The sequence below is a fragment of the Neobacillus ginsengisoli genome, from assembly GCF_030813055.1.
This window is the reverse complement of the sequence record NZ_JAUSTW010000005.1, coordinates 315,912-336,823: the sequence shown is the minus strand read 5'-3', so window position 1 is coordinate 336,823 and position 20,912 is coordinate 315,912. Positions and strand designations below refer to the sequence as shown.

Annotated in this window: 17 protein-coding genes; 14 read left to right on the top strand and 3 right to left on the bottom strand. The window is 37.7% G+C overall.

Translation table 11 applies throughout. The features are described 5' to 3' along the window. Positions 1-12 precede the first annotated feature (12 nt). The 11 genes from J2S10_RS17025 (at position 13) to J2S10_RS16975 (ending at position 15,429) form a co-directional block, all read left to right on the top strand. Positions 13-852 carry a carbohydrate ABC transporter permease gene (locus J2S10_RS17025; protein ID WP_307409915.1) on the top strand — a complete coding sequence of 280 codons (840 nt, stop codon included), beginning with the start codon at positions 13-15 and terminating at the stop codon, positions 850-852. A gap of 21 nt (positions 853-873) precedes the next feature. Continuing rightward, on the top strand, positions 874-3,987 hold the full coding sequence (locus J2S10_RS17020) for an alpha-mannosidase (RefSeq protein ID WP_307409913.1): 3,114 nt from the start codon (positions 874-876) through the stop codon (positions 3,985-3,987). Positions 3,988-4,040: 53 nt separating this feature from the next. Next, a complete protein-coding gene (locus J2S10_RS17015; RefSeq protein WP_307409911.1) occupies positions 4,041-5,153 on the top strand; it encodes a GntR family transcriptional regulator in 1,113 nt (370 codons plus the stop codon). Between the two features lie 178 nt (positions 5,154-5,331). Beyond that, complete coding sequence (locus J2S10_RS17010) at positions 5,332-6,342, top strand: Gfo/Idh/MocA family protein (protein ID WP_307409909.1); 1,011 nt, start codon at positions 5,332-5,334, stop codon at positions 6,340-6,342. Between the two features lie 75 nt (positions 6,343-6,417). Next, complete coding sequence (locus tag J2S10_RS17005; RefSeq protein ID WP_307409907.1) at positions 6,418-7,497, top strand: Gfo/Idh/MocA family protein; 1,080 nt, start codon at positions 6,418-6,420, stop codon at positions 7,495-7,497. A 429-nt stretch (positions 7,498-7,926) separates the two neighbouring features. Then, on the top strand, positions 7,927-10,746 hold the full coding sequence (locus tag J2S10_RS17000; protein WP_307409905.1) for an alpha-mannosidase: 2,820 nt from the start codon (positions 7,927-7,929) through the stop codon (positions 10,744-10,746). A gap of 175 nt (positions 10,747-10,921) precedes the next feature. Continuing rightward, positions 10,922-11,767, top strand: coding sequence for a class I fructose-bisphosphate aldolase (locus tag J2S10_RS16995; protein WP_307409903.1), 846 nt, complete (start codon positions 10,922-10,924; stop codon positions 11,765-11,767). Beyond that, complete coding sequence (locus tag J2S10_RS16990) at positions 11,764-12,927, top strand: Gfo/Idh/MocA family protein (protein WP_307409901.1); 1,164 nt, start codon at positions 11,764-11,766, stop codon at positions 12,925-12,927. The genes J2S10_RS16995 and J2S10_RS16990 overlap by 4 nt, the downstream gene beginning before the upstream one ends. After that, positions 12,917-14,125: a carbohydrate kinase family protein gene (locus tag J2S10_RS16985; RefSeq protein WP_307409899.1), complete on the top strand. Its 1,209-nt coding sequence runs from the start codon at positions 12,917-12,919 to the stop codon at positions 14,123-14,125. Before J2S10_RS16990 ends, J2S10_RS16985 begins: the two co-directional genes overlap by 11 nt. 109 nt (positions 14,126-14,234) lie before the next feature. Then, complete coding sequence (locus tag J2S10_RS16980; RefSeq protein WP_307410062.1) at positions 14,235-14,735, top strand: D-lyxose/D-mannose family sugar isomerase; 501 nt, start codon at positions 14,235-14,237, stop codon at positions 14,733-14,735. A 223-nt stretch (positions 14,736-14,958) separates the two neighbouring features. Then, positions 14,959-15,429, top strand: a complete 471-nt coding sequence (locus J2S10_RS16975; protein WP_307409897.1) for a FadR/GntR family transcriptional regulator — start codon at positions 14,959-14,961, stop codon at positions 15,427-15,429. On the opposite strand, the gene J2S10_RS16970 is transcribed toward J2S10_RS16975, so the two are convergent. After that, positions 15,426-15,722 (bottom strand): hypothetical protein, encoded by a 297-nt coding sequence (locus J2S10_RS16970; RefSeq protein ID WP_307409895.1) that lies wholly within the window; start codon positions 15,720-15,722, stop codon positions 15,426-15,428. The genes J2S10_RS16975 and J2S10_RS16970 overlap by 4 nt on opposite strands. A 320-nt stretch (positions 15,723-16,042) precedes the next feature. On the opposite strand from J2S10_RS16970, the gene J2S10_RS16965 reads away from it, so the two are divergent. After that, positions 16,043-17,092, top strand: a complete 1,050-nt coding sequence (locus J2S10_RS16965; protein WP_307409893.1) for an acyltransferase family protein — start codon at positions 16,043-16,045, stop codon at positions 17,090-17,092. A gap of 299 nt (positions 17,093-17,391) precedes the next feature. Continuing rightward, positions 17,392-18,342 carry a ribose-phosphate diphosphokinase gene (locus J2S10_RS16960; RefSeq protein WP_307409891.1) on the top strand — a complete coding sequence of 317 codons (951 nt, stop codon included), beginning with the start codon at positions 17,392-17,394 and terminating at the stop codon, positions 18,340-18,342. A 133-nt stretch (positions 18,343-18,475) separates the two neighbouring features. Here J2S10_RS16960 and J2S10_RS16955 read toward each other — a convergent pair whose 3' ends face one another. Further along, entirely contained in the window at positions 18,476-18,661 is a 186-nt protein-coding gene (locus J2S10_RS16955; RefSeq protein ID WP_307409889.1) for a hypothetical protein, read from the bottom strand. Positions 18,662-19,076: 415 nt separating this feature from the next. Next, positions 19,077-19,877 carry a hypothetical protein gene (locus J2S10_RS16950; protein ID WP_307409887.1) on the bottom strand — a complete coding sequence of 267 codons (801 nt, stop codon included), beginning with the start codon at positions 19,875-19,877 and terminating at the stop codon, positions 19,077-19,079. A gap of 418 nt (positions 19,878-20,295) precedes the next feature. Here J2S10_RS16950 and J2S10_RS16945 point away from each other — a divergent pair, with 418 nt between their 5' ends. Then, positions 20,296-20,769 carry a hypothetical protein gene (locus J2S10_RS16945; protein WP_307409885.1) on the top strand — a complete coding sequence of 158 codons (474 nt, stop codon included), beginning with the start codon at positions 20,296-20,298 and terminating at the stop codon, positions 20,767-20,769. The last annotated feature ends 143 nt before the right edge of the window (positions 20,770-20,912 follow it).

Sequence of the window (20,912 nt, the reverse complement as noted above, 5' to 3'; positions counted from 1 at the left end):
GGAGGGAATCTAGTGAAAACCTTGAAATGGAACAGATATGTAGCAGCACGAATAATACCATACATCATTTTGACTATCATAGGCTTATTATTTATCGTTCCGCTATTGTGGATGATATTTGCTTCGTTTGATGATCATGCATCGTTAACAGCAGCACTTCCCAAACAAGTGACATTGAATAACTTTGTATCGATCTTCCATAATCCAGCAAACATTCAGGCCTTTGCAAATGGAGTGGTTCTTTCATTAGGTCAAGCAATTCTTGTTGTAATCATCGCTGCTCTAGCGGCCTATCCGCTGTCAAGGTATCAATTAACCTATAAAAAACCATTTTTGTATACGATTTTATTTGCGACTGGACTTCCTATTACAGCGGTGATGGTTCCAGTATATGAAATGTTTGTGTACTTCAAATTGCAGGATTCAATCTTTTGGACCATGATTTTTCTGACGGCATCGTCTCTCCCTTATGCTATTTGGATTATGAAAAACTTTATGGATGCTGTTCCCTTGGAGTTAGAAGAGGCCGCTTGGGTAGACGGGGCTTCCATATTGCAAACGTTACGCAGAGTGGTAACACCTTTAATGCTTCCGGGAATCTTTACGGTTGGAATCTTTACCTTTTCAGGAAGCTGGGGTAACTTTTTTGTCCCATTCATTTTAATTCAAAGCCCAGCAAAATTACCTGCATCTGTAAGTATTTATCAGTTCTTCGGACAATACGGGATGGTCCAATATGGACAATTGGCCGCATTCTCGTTTATCTATACACTTCCAGCTGTCATCTTGTACATCATTTCACAACGATTCATGTCGACTGGATTTAACTTTAGTGGTGGAACCAAGGGATAAAGGTTCTAGGAGGAGATAACCATGTTTTGGACGGAAGAAAAATTAGCCGCACGTATCAAAGAATTAGATAGGTACCGGTATCGAGAAGTTGTTTCCATTAGTTCGTTTCAATCAATGGAGGATGAAGAGGGGGCAGTTGGGTCGCGTCCTCCATCTGAAGGTACTTGGCAAACTTTTCAAGTAGGTGATCGTTGGCAGGGACGCGACCGCTATCTATGGCTTCGTGTAAAGGTGGAGATCCCATCGGAGTGGCAGGGACGTACCGTCTTAGGTTTATTTGACTTCGGAAAAACAGGTGGAGGCGGAAATTCAGGATTTGAATCGCTGCTCTATCTTAATGGAGAGCCCTATCAAGGCGTGGATATGAATCATCAGGAAGTGTTTTTAGATGGAAAATTAGCAGGCACGACAATTGAGTTGTGTTTTAGGCTCTGGTCTGGACTTGAAGGTGGAGGTAAGCCGACAATCCAGGAACACCAATTGAAAACGGCTTTTATCGCATGTCTTGATGAAAAGGTAGATGATCTTTATTATACCGCAAGGGCGGCTTTAGAGACGGTTAAGTATTTAGAGGAGACTCAGCCTGAAAGGCAAACCTTATTAAAAGCATTAGACAAGGCTTTCTTATCGGTTGATTGGTCTTACCCAGGCACAGGAAGTTTCTATGATTCCCTCTATCAAGCACAATTGGGATTAAGTGAAGATATAGAGCAAATTCCGAAAAATTATCCTGTTACTGTAATCGCTATTGGACACACTCATATTGATGTAGCCTGGCTGTGGCGCTTGAAGCATACTAGGGAAAAAGCAGCACGATCGTTTTCAACGGTGCTCCGTTTAATGGAACAATATCCCGATTACGTTTTTTTACAAACCCAGCCTCAACTATATGATTATATTAAAAAGGATTATCCGGAAATTTTTAAGCAAATTGAAAAAAGAGTTCAAGAAGGCCGTTGGGAAACGGAAGGTGGAATGTGGCTGGAAGCGGATTGTAATCTAACATCAGGTGAATCACTGGTCCGTCAATTGCTGTTAGGTACAAAATTCTTCCGGGAAAACTTTGGGAAGGAATGTGAATATTTATGGCTTCCAGATGTATTCGGATACAGTTGGGCACTTCCGCAAATTTTGGTGAAGTCAGGCATTAAAACATTTATGACCACAAAAATCAGCTGGAGCCAATTTAATAAAATGCCCCATGATACCTTTAAATGGAGAGGAATCGATGGAACAGAGATTTTAACTCATTTTGTCACTACTCCTGAGGATGAATACTGGTTCTATACATACAACGGGCGAATTACCCCACGGTCCGTAAAGGGGATTTGGGAGGCATATCGTGATAAAGCTGTAAACCAAGAGTTATTACTTTCCTATGGATATGGAGACGGCGGGGGCGGCGTTAATCGTGAAATGTTAGAAATGAGAAGAAAATTAGATAAGATGCCGGGGTTGCCATCTGTTAAGACAGGCAGGACAGATGAATTCTTTAACCGCCTGCATGAAACCGTGAATAAAACAGACCAATATGTTCATACATGGGATGGAGAGCTCTATCTTGAGTATCACAGGGGAACATATACCTCTCAGGCATATAATAAACGAATGAACCGTAAAATGGAGCTGCTTCTACGTGAAACTGAATGGCTTACTACCTTTAACAGTGTTCTTTCAGGAAAATGGGAGGCATATCCTGCACAAGAATTAGAAGATAGTTGGAAAATTGTCCTGAGGAACCAATTCCATGATATCATTCCAGGATCATCGATTCGAGAGGTATATGAAGACAGTAAGCTTGAGTATGCACAAGCATATGAGTTGGCTTCTCATTCTTGGAATAATGCTTCTCAATCCTTGGCAGTAAATACTGGTCAGCAATCGATCACAATTTATAATTCTTCTTCGTGGAAGCGAAATGATACAGTTAAAATAAACACGAAAACAAACGGAGAATTATTGTGGAAGAAGGAGACAGGAGAGGTACTTGAAGCCCAACAAACGGCTGATGGAGAATGGCTCGTGAATATAGATCAAGTACCTTCACTAGGAAAAGGCTCTATTTTTTATGAAAAGGGACCAAGTGAAACTGCTTCATCCTTCAACGTTTCTGGCAATAGTGTTTCTTCCAACTATTATGAGATTTCGTGGAATGAGAATGGGCAGCTAACGAAAATATATGACAGGCAAAACTATAGGAATGTTTTAGCTCCTAATGCCCGTGGGAATGTGTTCCAGGTTTTTGAAGATAAACCGATGCAATATGATGCATGGGACATCGATATTTTTTATCAAGAAAAAATGAAAGAGATTTTGGCTTTACAAGAAAGCAAAGTCATTGAAAATGGCCCCATTCGTTGTGTGATAGAATTTTCATGGGCATACGCAAACTCGAGAATCAATCAGAAAATGGTCTTGTATGCGAACAATCCGCGGATTGATTTTGAGACAAAAATCGACTGGCATGATCGAAATCAATTGTTAAAGGTAGCATTCCCTGTAGAAGTTCGTTCAACAGAGGCTACGTTTGATATTCAATATGGAAATGTAAAACGCCCAACTCATTGGAATACCAGCTGGGATTACGCCCGCTTTGAATCAGTCGGTCATCAATGGGCTGACTTATCAGAAAGAGGATATGGAGTAAGCTTACTAAATGATTGTAAGTACGGACACGATATAAAAGATAATGTGATGAGGCTTACACTGTTAAAATCTGCTACTTATCCAGATATTGAAGCTGATCAAGGTGAGCATTTGTTTACCTATTCCTTATTGCCTCATAGTGGTAGCTGGTTTGAAGGAAATACGGTCCAGCATGCATGGGAACTAAATAATCCTTTGACATACGTGGAAGGCCAGACGCAAAGTTTTTCGTTGTTTAGCGTTAACGCACAGAATGTTATGGTGGATGCTGTTAAAAAAGGAGAAAACGACGATTGTGTTATTATCCGATTACATGAGTTTGCCGGTGAACGAGGCACAGTGGAGATAACGAGTGATTTCAATATAAAATCTTGGCAGGAAAGTGACTTATTAGAAAGATGCATATCAGAAAAAAGAGAGAATGAGGAATTTTCTTTTCACATTAAACCATATGAGATTAAGACGTTCATTGTCAAAATAGAATTGTAGAAAACATGCCAAAAAGGGGAGCCCCCTTTTTTGGAATAGAAGGTAGTTTGGGGGTGGGGAATATAATAGCATTATATGAAAAGGTTTACCGATCGTTAAAGCATGAAATCTTAGGTGGGATTTACAAACCTGGTGATCGGATTCCTTCAGAAAAAGAGCTGACAAACTCATTTAAAATTAGTCGAATTACTAGCAAGAAAGCGTTGGAGAAATTAGTTGAAGAGGGAATTGTGTATCGACAACAAGGTAAGGGAACGTTTGTTTCTCAATATAAAGAAGTTAATAATATATCCCCAACTACTTCCTATCGTAAACCTTTATTTGGTCTAATTGTAACAAATTTTGACGATAGTTATTCTTCCAAACTTATATCAAGTATTGAGATTGCATCGGAAGGACAATGTTTAATCATCTTAAAGCAGTCATTCGGTTTGCCCGAAAAAGAAGAGAAAATTATAAAAGAGTTACTCGAGTACGGAGTTGACGGAATGATTATTTATCCTGCTCAAGCAGAACACTTTAGCTCAGAAATTTTAAAAATGGTGGTGAATAAATTTCCATTAGTTTTAATTGACCGTTCATTTAAAGGAGTTGCTGCAACAGCTATTTCCACCGATAATGTCAATGCAGCAAAGATGGGAATGAATTATTTGTTTGAATTAGGCCATGAACAAATCGGTGTTTTATCACCAAGAACGATTGAGACCACAACAATTAAAGACCGTTTTGATGGGATTTTTCAGGCTTATGCTGAACGAAACTCAATGGTAAACCGTGATTTCTGGTGCACGAAATTAAAGAGTACCCTTTCAGTTCCTGGAGAAACCCTTGAACAAGATGTTGAAGTCATTACCAAGTATTTAAAGAAACACCCTGAAATTACGGCCTTATTTGCTCTAGAATATCATATCGCCTTACTGGCAAAGAGAGCTATAGAAAATCTCGGACGCCGAGTACCAGAAGATATATCGATCCTTTGTTTTGACGAACCAGGAAATACTTTAACAGGCTTTATTTTCACACACCTAAAGCAAGAAGAAGACCAAATTGGAAGTATGGCACTTACGAGACTATTAGAAATGGTCGATGGAGAATGGTCATATATAAAAGAGTACGTTCCCGCAAGTTTGGTAAAAGGAAATTCAACTTGCAGCCTTAATATGTAGGAAAACCGCTAAGTATGCTAATCGGTTTATAATAACTCCAATAAATCTCCCATTAAAACTAAAAAATTCCCTATCTATATTCCCCATTTAGGAGAGGGAAAAAGTCACATATTACTAAAAGGTAAGATGATTAACAAATAAGATAGTAGTAGCAAAATAGAATGGAGGAATAAAGTTTATGATTAATGTAGCCCTATTAAGTAAATGGCATGTTCATGCAGAAGATTATGCAAAACAAGCAACAAAAAATGAGTTACTTTCTATTCAAATGGTGTGGGATGAAGATGAAAAAAGAGGCAGGGAGTGGGCAGAACAGCTGGGAGTGCCATTTGAACCGAATTTACTGGAGGTTCTAGCCAATTCATCTATTGATGCAGTAATCGTAAACACCCCTACGAATCTACATAAAGAAGTAATTATTGCTGCGGCTAAGCAAAAAAAGCATATTTTTACTGAAAAGGTGTTAGCACTTTCCACTCAGGATTGTGATGAGATTTTTGCTGTCGTTGAGGAAACAAACGTTCAGCTCATGGTGTCTTTACCGAGATTAACAGAACCTTACTACCTCTATGCACAGGAAGTGGTGGACCAAGGGCTGATTGGAAGTATGACGGGAATTCGCTGCCGCCTTGCTCATAATGGGGCTGTACCTACACAGGATAAGACTACCGGATGGCTGCCTGCTCATTTCTTTAACCGTGAACAGTGCGGTGGTGGTGCTTTAGTGGATTTGGGGGCACATCCGATTTATTTGACGAACCGGCTCGCAGGAAAAGCAAAAGCTGTAACAGCAAGATTTCAACACACAAATGGTTATGAAGTTGAAGATAATGCAGTGGTTCTTGTGGAGTATGAATCAGGGGCACTAGGAACAATTGAAACGGGATTTCTATCTTTTGGAAGTCCGTTTCAACTTGAAGTTTACGGAACGGAAGGAACGTTGCTGATCAAGGATGATCAAATTCGTATTAAAAGTAGTCGGATACCGAAAGAGGGATGGGTCGTTCCGGAAGGATTGCCAGCCCGATTGAATTCAGCGATGGACCAATGGGTACAGGCAATAAATGGGGATGCTGTACCATCCATTACAAGAGAGGATGTACGTAATTTAACTCTTATTAACGAAGTTTCTGCGTTATCCAATGAAATAGGTTGTAGAGTGGTAGTTTCTGAATTAGAAAATCAGTAATGAGACGATAACAAAAGTGTAAAATTTTTTGAGGTAAATTAGAGAATAAGAGATTATGAAGAGGAGGAACCATTGATGTCAAAAAAGGTTAAAGTAGCAATTATTGGCTGTGGAGGTATTGCAGGCGGCAAGCATATGCCGAGCCTTGCAAAATTAGAAAATGTAGAAATGGTGGCATTCTGTGATGTTATTGCTGAACGAGCACAAAAAGCGGCAGCTGATTTCGGAACTCCTGATGCAAAAGTATACGAAGACTACAAGGAGCTATTGAAAGATTCCACCATCGATGTGATTCATGTTTGTACGCCGAACGATTCACACGCAGACATTTCCATAGCGGGGCTTGAATCAGGGAAGCATGTTATGTGTGAAAAACCTATGGCTAAAACAGCTGCTGATGCCAGGCGCATGGTAGAAGCAGCGAAACGTAAAGGTAAGAAATTAACCGTCGGCTATAACAACCGTTTCCGCCCAGACAGCCGATATTTAAAGGGAGTCTGTGAAGCAGGAGAACTTGGTGAAATCTACTTTGCTAAGGCTCATGCCATACGAAGACGTGCGGTTCCAACCTGGGGGGTGTTTTTGGATGAAGAAAAACAAGGCGGAGGACCGCTTATCGATATCGGAACACACGCATTGGATTTGACACTTTGGGCAATGAACAATTACGAACCTAAAGTGGTACTGGGAAAGTCACATCGTAAATTAGCAGAAACGGAAAATGCTGCTAATGCCTTTGGTTCGTGGAATCCAGAGGAATTTACGGTGGAAGATTCTGCATTTGCCATGATCCAAATGAAAAATGGTGCAACCATCGTTCTTGAAACAAGCTGGGCTTTGAATATTCTTGATGAAAAAGAAGCCAAATGCACACTTTGCGGAACGCTCGGTGGAGCAGATATGGACAACGGTTTGCGTTTTAACGGCGAAAAGAACAGTCGCTTATATACGAACAGTGTCATGTTAAATACTAGCGGAGTTGCCTTTTTTAATGGGGAAGCTGAAAGTGATGCTGAACTGGAAGCAAGATTATGGATTGAATCGGTTGTGAATGATACGGATCCTGTTGTCTTGCCTGAACAAGCTGTTGTTGTTTCTGAAATTTTGGAAGCTATCTATGAGTCTTCTAAAACAGGAGAAGCTATTTACTTCTGAAAATTGTATACCTGATTATATAGGATCATGTCTATGGATGGGATATCCCTTTCACAAGATAGCACCATGAAATAGAACAAATCGGAGAGTCTTTTGCATCCCATGAGTCATTACAGATATAGAGAATTAGCGAAGTCATTTGTGATATTTTCAAATGACTTTTCTTATGTTTAATCAACAACTAAACATTATCGATAATGGATCGATGTACTTAACAAACTCTTTAAGTTCGGTTATGTTGTTTGAATTTTATCATTTTCATTTGATTTTGTTTGTTTTTGATAAAAATTAATTTCAGTAATTAATATTTATGCATACAAAGGAATTGTTAATATGTCAGCTTAATTGAAGTTATAATAAGTAGCTTAATGAATCAAGGTACTTACTTGAACATTGTAATTAAATGACTTGGAAGCAGGGGTGTATCCTATGAGTTTATTTGAAAAAAAGTTATCAGATTTAAAAAGTCAAGAACCGCAGGGTTATTGGGGAGAACGAATTCTATCACAACTTGAATATGCAAATCAACTATTTAAAATGAATAAACATGAGGATCTATCACTGCTTGAAGCAACAGTAAGTTTCCTGGTTGATAAAGTAATAGAGGAAGGAACAATCACAAAAGGTACGGCGTTGGAGGCGGAAAAATATATTCACAAGCTTTCACCCATTGCGAAAGAATATAAAATGATTTGTGCATCTCATGCCCATATTGATATGAACTGGATGTGGCCGTGGGATGAAACGGTAGCGGTTACCATTGAAACGTTCCGGACTATGCTTGACCTGATGAAGGAATATTCTGAGTTCAAATTTTCGCAATCGCAAGCATCAATCTACCAGATTGTTGAAGAGTACGCGCCATTGATGCTTGCAGAAATAAAGGAAAGAGTAAAGGAGGGTCGATGGGAAGTCACTGCTTCTCATTGGGTAGAAGCGGATAAAAATATGCCAAATGGCGAAAGTTTATCTCGACATTTATTATATACCAAACGCTACCTTTCTAATTTATTAGAAATTGATCCCCAAACGTTAAATATTGATTTTGAACCGGATACGTTTGGCCACAGTGTGAACGTGCCAGAAATTTTGTCAAACGGAAACGTAAAGTATTACTATCATTGTCGCGGCTATGAAGGTCATCATCTATATAGGTGGTACGCACCTTCAGGAAGTTCAGTAACCGTATACCGAGAACCCGTATGGTACAATGCAGAAATCGATCCGTCAATGGCACTCTACGTACCGGAATTTTGCCAGTCACATAACATTGATACAATGTTAAAAGTTTACGGGGTAGGCGATCATGGAGGCGGTCCAACTCGGCGCGATATTGAGCGAATCATCGATATGAATACATGGCCAGTTTTTCCGCAAATCCAGTTTGGGACATTCGGAGAATTTTTTACATTGGTTGAGAAGATTTCTGGGCAATTACCAAAGGTTGAGGGTGAACTGAATTTTATATTTACTGGTTGCTATACCTCCCAAAGTCGAATAAAAATGGCAAATCGAGTTGCAGAAGCAACATTAAATGAAGCAGAAACATTTTGTACGCTTTCAACATTGACCGATCATTCGGATTATCCGAAGAACTCATTTGAAAAGGCATGGCGAAACGTATTATTTAATCAATTTCATGATATTATCCCGGGGTCTGGAATTGTTGACACAAGGGAGTATGCCATGGGTTTATTTCAAAATACAATGGCGATAGCTAATACGAACAAAAGTTTAGCACTTCGTCAGATTGCTTCGCAAATTGATACATCAGAATTAGTTACGGCTCATGAATCAATTGCTGATTCTGTTTCTGAAGGGGCTGGAGTTGGATTTGGAATTAAAGAATTTAAAAACATGCGGGCAGAAAGAGGTCGGGGAAAAACTCGTATCTTCCAATTTTTCAATAGTTCTGCGACTGCACGTCAAGAAGTTGTGGAAGTGACGGTGTGGGATTGGAAAGGAAATACGAAAGCTATTGTCTTCAAAGATGGTACTGGTAACATCACAGATCATCAGTTGCTCGATGAAGGATTTAATCAATACTGGGGACATGATTATATTCGTGTTCTGGTCAAAGTTCATGTTCCGGCATGCGGCTATAGTACATATGTCATGTCTGAACGAGAATATGGAACACAACTTGAATATCCGGAACAACCCCGTGTTGATCAGGTAGACCAGTTTGTGCTGGAAAATGATTTGATCAAGGTTACCTTTCATACAAAAAATGCGACAATTGTTTCATTGATCAATAAAAGTACCGGAGAAGAATTTATTGACCCCAATCGTCCTGCAGGCGTATTTAGATTTATTGAGGAAGACAATAAAAAAGGAATGACCGCGTGGTGGGTAGGGAGGTATATGAATGTTCGGGAATTACATCAGAGCGTTAAAATCAAACTCCTTTCCAATCGTTCGAACAACTTAAGAGAGGGTATCCAATACGAAATGGAATTTGAAAACTCTAGTCTAAAAGTTGAAGTCACCTTGGACCATGGTAAAGCACGTCTGGATTATCATGTAGAATGTGATTGGCATGAAATAGGTAAACAGGGAACGTGTATTCCACAACTCAATTTTTATGTACCTATAGCATACAATTGCCATTCTTACAGATATGATGTTCCGGCAGGTTCCATTGATCGTGGAGAACTAGACATGGATGTACCTGGAAATGGCTGGATGTTAGGCGTTAACGAACAAGGCGACAAAAATTCCGTAATGATTTTGACTGACAGCAAGTACGGTTTTCGTGGCCAAGATCATTCAATGTCGGTAACCTTAATCAGGAGTTCATTTGATCCAGACCCATATCCTGAACAAGGAATTCATCGCTTTAAATTGGCGGTTGGCATCGTTTCTTCCCAATCGAATAAAGATTTGATTGAGTATGCATATCATTATAATCATTCATTAAACGTTATTTCAGATGTTGCCCATAAAGGTACACAACCATTATCTAAAAGTTTTGTAGAACTCTTAGAAGGAAGTGTGGCTATTTCAGCGGTTAAAATCGCAGAGGATGATAAAAATAAGTTAATCCTCAGGCTATATGAAACTGATGGTGCACAGACGAGTGCAACGTTGTATTTTCCTAATAAATCTGTAGATTCTGTGAGTCTTGTTAATGTAAATGAAGAAAGACAAGAACGAAATTCTAAACCTTTAGTACAGAAAAATCATGTGACCGTAGCAATTCATCCGTATCAACTAATGACATTATGTATAGAATTTAAAAATTCTTGAATTTTTTGATAGACTCATAACTTCTCGAAAAAACCAATTAAGGTCCGTGAAGTTCAGTGTGATATTTTAGGGATACTCTACATTCAAACTTCTATGATTCTTTTACGATTAAAAACATATGGATTTTGTATCATTGATAGATCTTTTGATTTTGGACACGAGGAGATGAAAATAATTGTCAATAACTTCTAGGTTTAATCGATTATTTGGATCAGATGGAAAATGTTTTGATGTTGCCATTGATCATGGATTTTTTAATGAATATAATTTTCTTTCTGGAATTGAATCTATTGAAAAATCAATAGAAGTAATCGTTCAATCGAATCCGGATGCTATTCAACTTAGCCCGGGTCAAGCAAAAATTCTTCAGAAAATCCCTGGTAAAGATAAGCCGTCACTTGTATTACGTTCAGATATTGCGAACGTGTACGGGAATAAACTACCTATCTATCTTTTTAGTCAACTCATTGATCGGCCAGTTGAACAAGCTTTAACTTTAGATGCAGCATGTATTGTAGTCAATTTGTTTTTCATTCCGAATCAACCAGAATTGTATCATCAATCTATTAGAAATATTTGTAAATTAAAACCGAATTGTGAACGTTATGGCTTACCATTAATGGTAGAACCTTTAGTCATGCTTCCAAACGATCATGGTGGATACATGGTGGATGGGGACCTTACGAAAATTGTACCTTTAGTTCGTCAGGCAGTTGAATTAGGGGCTGATATTATTAAAGCTGATCCCTGTGATAATGTAGAAGAATACCATAAGGTTATTGAAGCAGCATCGGGTAAACCTGTTTTACCACGTGGCGGCGGCAGGGCTTCCAACGAGGAAATCCTTTCGAGAACCTATCACTTAATGCAGCAAGGTTCTTCTGGCATCGTGTACGGACGAAATGTGATTCAACATGAAAACCCATCTTTAATGACAAAAGCATTTATGGCAATTGTTCATGAGAATGCAACACCAGAGCAGGCATTAGCAATTTTAAATAGGAAGGAGGCAGTATTATGAAAGCGGTTAAGTTTGGAGTGATCGGCTGTGGATTAATGGGCCGCGAATTTGCAAGTGCCGTTTCAAGATGGTGCCATCTGTTAAATATGGAAGTGAAACCGGAAATCATTGGAGTATGTGATGCCAATTCTACAGCAATGGACTGGTTTAAGGAACAATTACCTTCTGTACGGTTCACACCAACTGACTATCATGAGCTTTTGAAGAATGAGGAAGTTGATGCGATTTACTGTGCGGTTCCACATAACCTTCACAAACAAATTTATATAGATATCATTCATTCCGGAAAACATTTGCTTGGTGAAAAACCTTTTGGTATTGATCAACAAGCAAACATGGAGATACTAGCTGCAGTAGAACAAAATCCTACTGTTATTGTTCGTGGTTCTTCCGAAATTCCATTTTTTCCAGGTGCATTTCATTTGTTTGAATTAGTGCGTGATGGATTTGTTGGTCAGATCATTGAAGTGGAAGCGGGTTTTTGGCATAGCAGTGATTTAAATCCGGAAAAACCAATTAATTGGAAGCGTCGAATTGAAACAAATGGAGAATATGGCTGTATGGGTGATTTAGGAATGCATGTGCTTCATTTGCCTCTTCGTCTAGGATGGAGGCCCAATTCAGTAAGAGCACTGCTTTCAAATTTAGTTAAGGAAAGACCAAACCAAGCCGGGGAAATGGTCCCGTGCAAAACTTGGGATAACGCTATTTTAGCTTGCGACGTGAGAACAAATACCCAAGAATTTCCTATGGTGCTTTCCATGAAACGAATTGCTCCAGGTCATGCAAATACCTGGTTTATTAGAGTCGCAGGAATGCAGGGTTCTATAGAATTCTCAACTAAAAATCCAAAACAACTCAGGACCATGAAATATAAACCAGGTGGACAACAAGCTTGGAATATCATTGATGCACCTTATGAAAGTGCTTATCGTTCTATTACTGGCAGTATCTTCGAGTTTGGTTTTTCTGATTCCATTCTACAAATGTGGGCTGCTTTTTGCGATGAAGTTGTAAATGGTAAGTTTAATCAATCCCTACATTGTGTAACACCTCAGGAGACGGCTGAAAGTCACGCAATTTTTACCGCAGCACTTGCATCTCAAAAATCTGGTCAAACGGTTCAAATTGATTATGGACTCAAAAGTCATGTTGTCTAATAAATCGGAAGTTATTGTTGCTGGACATATTTGTTTGGATATCATACCGGATCTTTCTATACATCAAAGTCCTGAACGGATGTTTGTTCCAGGTCGATTAAGTGAAGTAGGGGGCATTCAACTCTCTACGGGGGGAGCCGTATCGAATACAGGATTATCTCTTCATTATTTAGGTGTTCCAACCCGGTTAATGGGGAAGGTCGGAAATGATCAATTTGGCGAAGTCATTTTAAATCTATTAAAACAAATTAATCCCTCTTTAACTAGCGGGATGATTAAAGCAAAAGGGGAACATAGTTCATACTCTATCGTACTAAATTTCCCAAACGTTGATCGTATTTTTCTTCATTGCCCTGGTACTAACCATACCTTTTCTAAATCCGATGTAGATAGTATTAAATTGGAAGACAACCTTCTTTTCCATTTTGGCTATCCTCCATTAATGAAGAGAATGTATGAAAATAATGGAGAAGAATTAGTAGAATTGTTCCAAAGCGTTAAGAACAAAAATGGTATCACTTCTTTAGATATGGCCTTGCCGGATGCGGATTCTGAATCCAGTAAAGTAGATTGGAAGAGGTATTTAAGCATTGTGTTGCCATACGTGGACATTTTTTTACCGAGTCTAGAAGAAATTCTATTTATGATAAGACAAAATAATTATGAAACGATATTGTCTGAAAATCCAGGGGAATCAATCGATAAAATAGTTCCAATCAATGTTATTCAAGAAATAGCTGAAGAACTGCTAGATATGGGCTCTAGAATTGTAGCAATCAAGTTGGGAGAGATGGGAATCTATCTTAGAACTGGAGATGAGGAAAAAATACATCATCTTTCCGAACAATTGGAAGGTATTGCACAACAATGGGTAAATCGTGAATTATGGATGCCTTGTTTTAAAACTAAAGTGGTAGGTACTACAGGTGCCGGTGATAGTACGATTGCAGGCTTTTTAATGGGAATTTTAAAGAATCGTTCACCAATAGAGGTACTGAATGCTGCGGTTGCTGTTGGAGCATGCTGTGTGGAAAAAGCGGATGCTACAAGTGGAATCCTCCCATGGGAACAAGTACAAGAGCGCATTGATAATGGTTGGGAGAAACTTCCTGTTACACGAAGTCTTGAGGGATTTACTTGGAACAATGAGTATAACGTCTGGATAGGACCGAAGGATAGTAGGCAGTTGATGCCATAATTACAACAAATGAGTTAGTTGAAAAAATTGAAAGCGATATTAAAGACCTGACTTAAATAGAACTTATTTTAGTTTAAAGGGGGAGAATAATCTGAAGACTTTAGAACAAATTGTTTTGCAAACGATTGAAATATTGGACCAAGCAGGGATTGTATTGACGGATCCAGAAAAGGAAAATGTGGAAATTGCGGAATTTGGTTTAGGACACCTACATGTAGAAGGATTGCAGCTAGTTACTTATGTGAATAATGATCGATACTGTGCCAAGGATTTAGTATTATTTCCAAAACAAACCTGTCCGGAACATTTGCATCCACCTGTAAACGGTGAACCAGGAAAAAAAGAAACTTTCCGTTGTCGCTGGGGTACTGTATACCTATATGTAGAAGGAGAACATACTTCAGAGATACAAGGAAAGATTCCAAAAGGTAAGGAAGAATATTATACGGTTAAGCATGAAATTATCCTAAATCCTGGAGAACAATATACAATCCCAACGAATACGAAGCATTGGTTTCAAGCAGGTGAAAAGGGGGCAATTGTGTCTGAGTTTTCGAGTACCAGCAGAGATGAAGCTGATGTTTTTACTGATCCAAATATAATAAGATAATAATTTAAGTTTAAGGCTTAATCTTTTTTTCACAGAATTATTTTGTAGCCAGAGATCTAAAATTAGATCTCTGGCATTTGGTCGTGATCATATGTCTTTGAATTTCCAAATATTCATTCTGGAAAAAATTGACTCTTTAAAATTTTCAGAATTTAATTAACCTATCAGATAGGTAAACAGTCGTAAAGCTGTAAAAAATAAGACTATTAGAAGGTGCACGTCTATGAAAAGCATTAAAAAAGTGTCTTTACATGAAATGATTGCAGAAGAAATTAAGAAATACATAAACGAGCATCAATTTAAAAGGGGCAATAAACTCCCTTCTGTGGGTGAATTAACAACCATTTTAAGTGGAAGCCGATCAAGTATTCGCGAAGCCCTAAGATATCTTGAAGGGATAGATGTCCTTGAGGTGCAAAACGGGAAAGGGATTTTTGTAAAAGATGGTGATGCATTAAAAATAGAAGCTAATATTCTATTCAATATCCACCATTTGATCTGTTTTCTTTTCCAGGATATAGCGGTAAGCGGAAATTTGAGTCATATGCCGATATTCCTCAATCGTCTTTGCTTCCGGGAAGTAGTATTTCATCAATTGGACAAAGGGCTGCGGAACACGGTCACTTACAAAGGTGTGATCCAATTCAGTCGGTTCATCTTTACGTTTAGTTATCTTTTGATTTTTAGTTTTTAAAAGATTAATGGTTTCTTTATGGTGGTCCAGTATTTCTTCTTTGGGTGGTTCATTCGCGGGAAAACGATTAAACACCATAAATTACTGGACTGGGACCCGTTTTTTCGTACTGTTTCATAGACAGTGAATATTCCTAATTCTCTTACCTTGATTATCATCCGTTTAAAAGTGGAACGGGAAATTCCGTTATTGTTGTATTCTTCATTAATCGCTTTTAATACAGTGCCTATTTTGGCATTGCAGACACCCGGGACTTTTGCAGCAAAGCGGACTAAACGTTTTAATCCTGCCAATTCTCCTTTTGAAAAATCATAATAAGATGAAATTTTAATTAGTGCCAGATGATTGAAATAATTGATTGTCATTGGCACTTTTTTTGTTACAAATGAAAAACTATTTAAACCCCTTGTAACATCAATCCAATTTTTTAAGTGGTATAATTTGAATCAAGAAAAACGCCGACCAGCTTAATTGTGTCCTTACATTTAATTTAAGAAGGGTAGTATATACTTTTGGTATGTGAGTTTATTCACATATAAAATCATGGATTTTCATTTTTATCTCCTTTATGAGTCAACATCCGTGATCCATACTAGGATAGAGGAGGAGTACTATGCATAAAAGAATTGATTGGTTAGATGTCGGAAAGGGATTGGGAATTCTTCTGGTCATGATTGGTCATACAAATATTCCAGCCCAGATAAAAACGTATATCTATACATTCCATATGCCATTATTCTTCTTTTTATCAGGATACTTATTCAAATTAAATAAATTTCCTAATTTAAGAGTCTTTTTATCAAAAAGGACAAAGTCATTGATCTTTCCCTATTTGTGTTTTTCCTTTGTTGCCTATATTTGGTTTGTTCTCTTATACAACTTTGGACAAGTCGATTATCAGCATAATCTTTTGATGCCATTATTAGGTTCTTTCATCGCTACAAGAAAATCTTTTTGGACCGTTCAGAGCGGACCCCTATGGTTTGTGAATTGTATACTTTGTACAGAAATGCTCTTTTACTTCATCTCGAAAATAGGGCGTACAAAAAAGGTAATAGGAATCTCCTTGATTTTCATTTCTGCTCTTGGATGTGTTTATAACAAAATGGTCGGAAAACCACTTCCGTGGAGTATCGATGTTGCCATGATCAGCGTTGGATTTTATGGACTGGGGTTTTTATATAAAGAATACCGGGAGAAATTAGAGCGTTTTATAAATTTCAAAGCTTTTCTTCTTCTTCTTATCATAAATATTGTAACTGGCTATCTAAATTTTGTTCATTCGGGGGAAAGGGTAGATTTCTATAATAGTAGTCTAGGTAATATCTTCCTGTTCTATATATCCGCACTATCCGGTATAGGAGCATTTGTCATCCTCATCAAACGAATGAAAAAATATAAAAGTCTCCAGTTTATTGGAGAAAATTCATTCATTTATTTAGCCTTGCACCAAAAAATTGTCTTTGTTTTATTTAACCTGGTTATTCAAAATACCCTATTAAATTCTGAAAAATTATTAGGAATCCCAATCATAAAAGGCTCACTTTACACCCTTTTGGCCGCTCTTATTATAGTACCGGCAGTGTATTCCATCAATCATTATTTTCCTTTCATGCTGGGGAAATCAAAGAAGCGAAACACAAGGCAGTTGTTAGAAATGTAAATTTCTTAGATTTATCCTTTATCTATTCATTCAGTTAAGCAACAAATAAAGGAAAATTCAATTTAACATTCGAACCGAAGTCTTTCGGTGTCTTTATTTAATCATAATAATATTATGTAAACTATTATTTTACTCCTTTTATGGTAAAATAAATAAACGAATTTTCTTGATACCTTATTACTATCCAGTATTAATTTTCTTTGAGATAATATAGAATAGTTCTGTTATAACACCGTTAATAAAATAAGATGATGGACAAGGTTTAAAAATTTGAATAAAAAAAGCGTGGGGGATAAAAAGTGACTTATCGACTTAAAAATGATTTTAAAATGTTTACATTAAATTCAAACCGCGAGCTGGCAGGAGAGATGGCAAAGCTTTTGGGCTGTGAGCTAGGGAAATGCTCAGTCACACAATTTAGTGATGGGGAAATCCAAATTAGTATCGATGAAAGTGTGCGAGGAAGTGATGTCTATTTAGTTCAATCCACTTCAGAGCCAAATAATGAGTATATTATGGAGCTTCTTATCATGCTTGATGCCTTGAAACGAGCTTCAGCCAAATCGATTAACGTTGTTATGCCTTACTACAGCTATGCCCGCCAAGATCGAAAAGCAAGATCTCGGGAGCCGATTACAGCTAAACTAATTGCCAACCTTTTAGAAACGGCAGGAGCTACCAGGGTGCTTACCATGGACTTTCATGCTCCGCAAACTCAGGGCTTTTTTGACATACCGGTGGATCATTTAACGGGTATTCCAATCCTTTCAGAGTATTTTGAGAAAAAAGGATTAGAAGATATCGTCATTGTTGCACCGCATAATGGCGGTGTAGTAAGAGCAAGAAAAATGGCCGGTATTTTACATGCCCCAATTGCCTTAATTGATCGACGACGCCCTGAACACGATGAGTCCGAAATCATGAACATCATTGGAAATATTGAAGGGAAAAATGCGATTATTATCGATGATTTAATTGATACAGCGGGAACCATTACAACCGGAGCCAATTCTTTAATCGAGAAGGGGGCAAAAGCGGTATATGCTTGTTGCACGCACGCTGTTCTCTCCGGGCCGGCGATTAGTAGAATAGCTTCTTCGTCAATTGAAGAATTAGTGGTGACGAATACAATTAAGCTAACGGAAGAAAAATTGATCAATAAAATTACTGCTTTATCCGTAGCTCCATTGCTTGTCGAGGCAATTGATCGTATTCACAATGAAAAAGCAGTAAGTCCTTTATTTGAATAAGTTTTCATACTACAAGTTTCTTAAAAAAAGGGTCTTAGACATCTTATAAAAGATGTCTTTTTTATCGTGGATTTGTTGTAAAAATAGAAAAGGGAAAAGCACCCAAATAGAGTGCTTCCCTTGTGAATCCTATTTACTTACTGAATAAGCTTTTTACACCTTTATAAATCAAGACTAGTGAGAAGACTAGGACTGTTAGTATGCCAAGAATATTTGAAACCGGTGAAACGCTTTCAAGAAATGAACCAGCTAAAGGAACTTTAATAAGTGCAAAACCAGAAAAAATTGTAGCAAGGAATAAGAAAATCCGATTATCCATTTGTCTCTCCTCCTTCCTATGTGATTGATAAATTATATGACATTACTATTACAAATATGTCAGTTGTGTAATAAAAGTTATATATTATCGCAAAATGAGAATACATATTAGATTACTAATTCGGTTAGGATGTCTCGTCTGGCTATTCTTTTTCTAAAAGTTATGTAGGCACAATAGAATCGCAGAACAAAAAAAGAAACATTAACGTAAAAAAGACTTAACCCCTTGGTTAAGTCTCTATATAAATTGATTAGCTTATTTCTCCTTAAAGAGAAATAGTCGAAGCAGCCTATTATTTACTCCTTTCCTAATTATTTTCGATTATATACTATCGAAAAGGATTATCCTTTTAATCCTTTTGTTTCGATCAATTTACCAGTATGAAGTTGTGGATTCCTTTTATGGGTAAGCCCCTTCACCATCCCCTCATGATAAAAATGGTTTGGTTGCGATCACCTGGACCGATAAAATCTAATGCGGCAGGAGAAAATACGGTAACTTTTCTTTTAACTCCCTCCAAAAGAATTCGGATTGGCTCAAAAACTTCATTATCCTGAAAGACATAGCCTCCCAAGAATATCCTCTTTTTGACCCTCCCTCCGAAGATAGCCATATTTTTCTTATTATTAGTGTTAACTGCAACAAGCGCTTTCGCTTCCTCTTTAAGTTGCAATGATACTTGCTTTGTTTGTAAAACTTCTTCTTCAATCGAAGCGACGATTCCGATTTCACGGTTATTTAACACCAAGACGAAGTTATATCCTGATTCCGTTTTCTTTTGCACAACAACCACTTCATCTGTTATATACGTGACGAAATCTTCGGATTTATTCGTGGGTGAGTCATGAGAGGGTTCTTTTTTCTTGATGACTCGATAAAATGCTTTTGCTCCAATTTCTTCATCTGTGAAGTCAAAGGGTTTTATACTCTGTGTGCGTACGAGGTACAAATTATTAACCTTTTCTTTGTTGTTTAATTGGACACATAAAGCAACATCTTCTTTCACCACCTTTCCCTCGCCGCTCGAGAGCATAGGGGCATTCATTTTCATTCCTGGAAATTGAACGAAGATGTAGCTGCAGTTATTCTTAGGTTGTACATCCAGAAGTCTCATAAACTCACAACCTTTCCGATTGGTTACAAGGTTATTTTCCTTGTAGGAGTATAATTCAACAACTTTTCTTTTCTTTCCTGTATGAGTATGAACAGTTTTCATCGTCACTTTCTTATGAAATGTGATATTTCCTGCCTTATGTTGAGTAATTATGAGCAAATCTACTATCGAAAAACATGATTGAAAAAAGTTTTTTGTCGATTCATTCGTAAGAATCCCATTTTTAGAGGATGCTGATTAAAAGATTGAAATAAAGGAGAGCCGTTTTTTTTGTGAAAAGCGGCTTTTTCGTGTTTCAGACAACCTCCATATGAAACATGAGCCCATTTCATACATATAATGTTTTGAGGGACTCAATGTAAGGAATTATCGTTTGTCTTTGACAATGGGAATTACTCCAACTTAGAGCTGCACCCGGAATACCATTCCTCTTACTGCAATACCTGCTGAGAAAACCGAAGCTGCTGCCAAAATTAAGGAGGCGGGAATGGACTCATCAAAAAAACAGGAGGGGATAAATATGAAATTCACGATACAGTATATACCACTAAATAAAATTAAACCTGATTTATCGTTGAAAATTTCGGAGCACATTAAGAAGCTTCAGAGATTAATGTGGGACTGTATGTTTGTTTTGGTTGTAAGAAAAAATAAGAAAGACGACAGCTATATTATTGTTAGCGGCCAAGATCGATTCGAAAGCCTTCGAAAACATACAAAAAGTATTTATGCACCATGTATTGTTGATAAAAGCACTTCGTCCGGATTTACCTCTTGGTTTTATCGTTTACGGAATAAACAACCTATGGATGATTTTCCTTTAATGCCGAAAAGCTGGTCAATCGTTCGATCCTTTATGAAACAAGAGCCCAGTTTTAGAAATTTATCACGATCCCAACAAATAAGAGTGCTTATTTTGGCAGTTAGATATAAGAAAACGGTCATTTCCTCCATGAAAACGATGGTGAATGAAATGCTAAGAAATTATGAGTAGTCGATCCTATTTAAGAGCCGCCAAAAAGAAAAAGCCAGGTTAATGCCTGGCTTTTTGGCTTACTATGATGTATTTGAATTTATGATGTTGGTTGTCCAGAAACTTCCTCCTTTTTATTGACCGGCATCTGAAGTCTTTAAAAG

What these genes read in the sequence shown, in the direction of transcription:
- J2S10_RS16950 (WP_307409887.1), bottom strand. Translation starts at nt 19,877, where the DNA reads ATGAAAACTGTTCATACTCATACAGGAAAGAAAAGAAAAGTTGTTGAA.
- J2S10_RS17005 (WP_307409907.1), top strand. Translation starts at nt 6,418, where the DNA reads ATGTCAAAAAAGGTTAAAGTAGCAATTATTGGCTGTGGAGGTATTGCA.
- J2S10_RS17010 (WP_307409909.1), top strand. Translation starts at nt 5,332, where the DNA reads ATGATTAATGTAGCCCTATTAAGTAAATGGCATGTTCATGCAGAAGAT.
- J2S10_RS16990 (WP_307409901.1), top strand. Translation starts at nt 11,764, where the DNA reads ATGAAAGCGGTTAAGTTTGGAGTGATCGGCTGTGGATTAATGGGCCGC.
- J2S10_RS16965 (WP_307409893.1), top strand. Translation starts at nt 16,043, where the DNA reads ATGCATAAAAGAATTGATTGGTTAGATGTCGGAAAGGGATTGGGAATT.
- J2S10_RS17020 (WP_307409913.1), top strand. Translation starts at nt 874, where the DNA reads ATGTTTTGGACGGAAGAAAAATTAGCCGCACGTATCAAAGAATTAGAT.
- J2S10_RS17000 (WP_307409905.1), top strand. Translation starts at nt 7,927, where the DNA reads ATGAGTTTATTTGAAAAAAAGTTATCAGATTTAAAAAGTCAAGAACCG.
- J2S10_RS16955 (WP_307409889.1), bottom strand. Translation starts at nt 18,661, where the DNA reads ATGGATAATCGGATTTTCTTATTCCTTGCTACAATTTTTTCTGGTTTT.
- J2S10_RS16985 (WP_307409899.1), top strand. Translation starts at nt 12,917, where the DNA reads ATGTTGTCTAATAAATCGGAAGTTATTGTTGCTGGACATATTTGTTTG.
- J2S10_RS16975 (WP_307409897.1), top strand. Translation starts at nt 14,959, where the DNA reads ATGAAAAGCATTAAAAAAGTGTCTTTACATGAAATGATTGCAGAAGAA.
- J2S10_RS16945 (WP_307409885.1), top strand. Translation starts at nt 20,296, where the DNA reads ATGAAATTCACGATACAGTATATACCACTAAATAAAATTAAACCTGAT.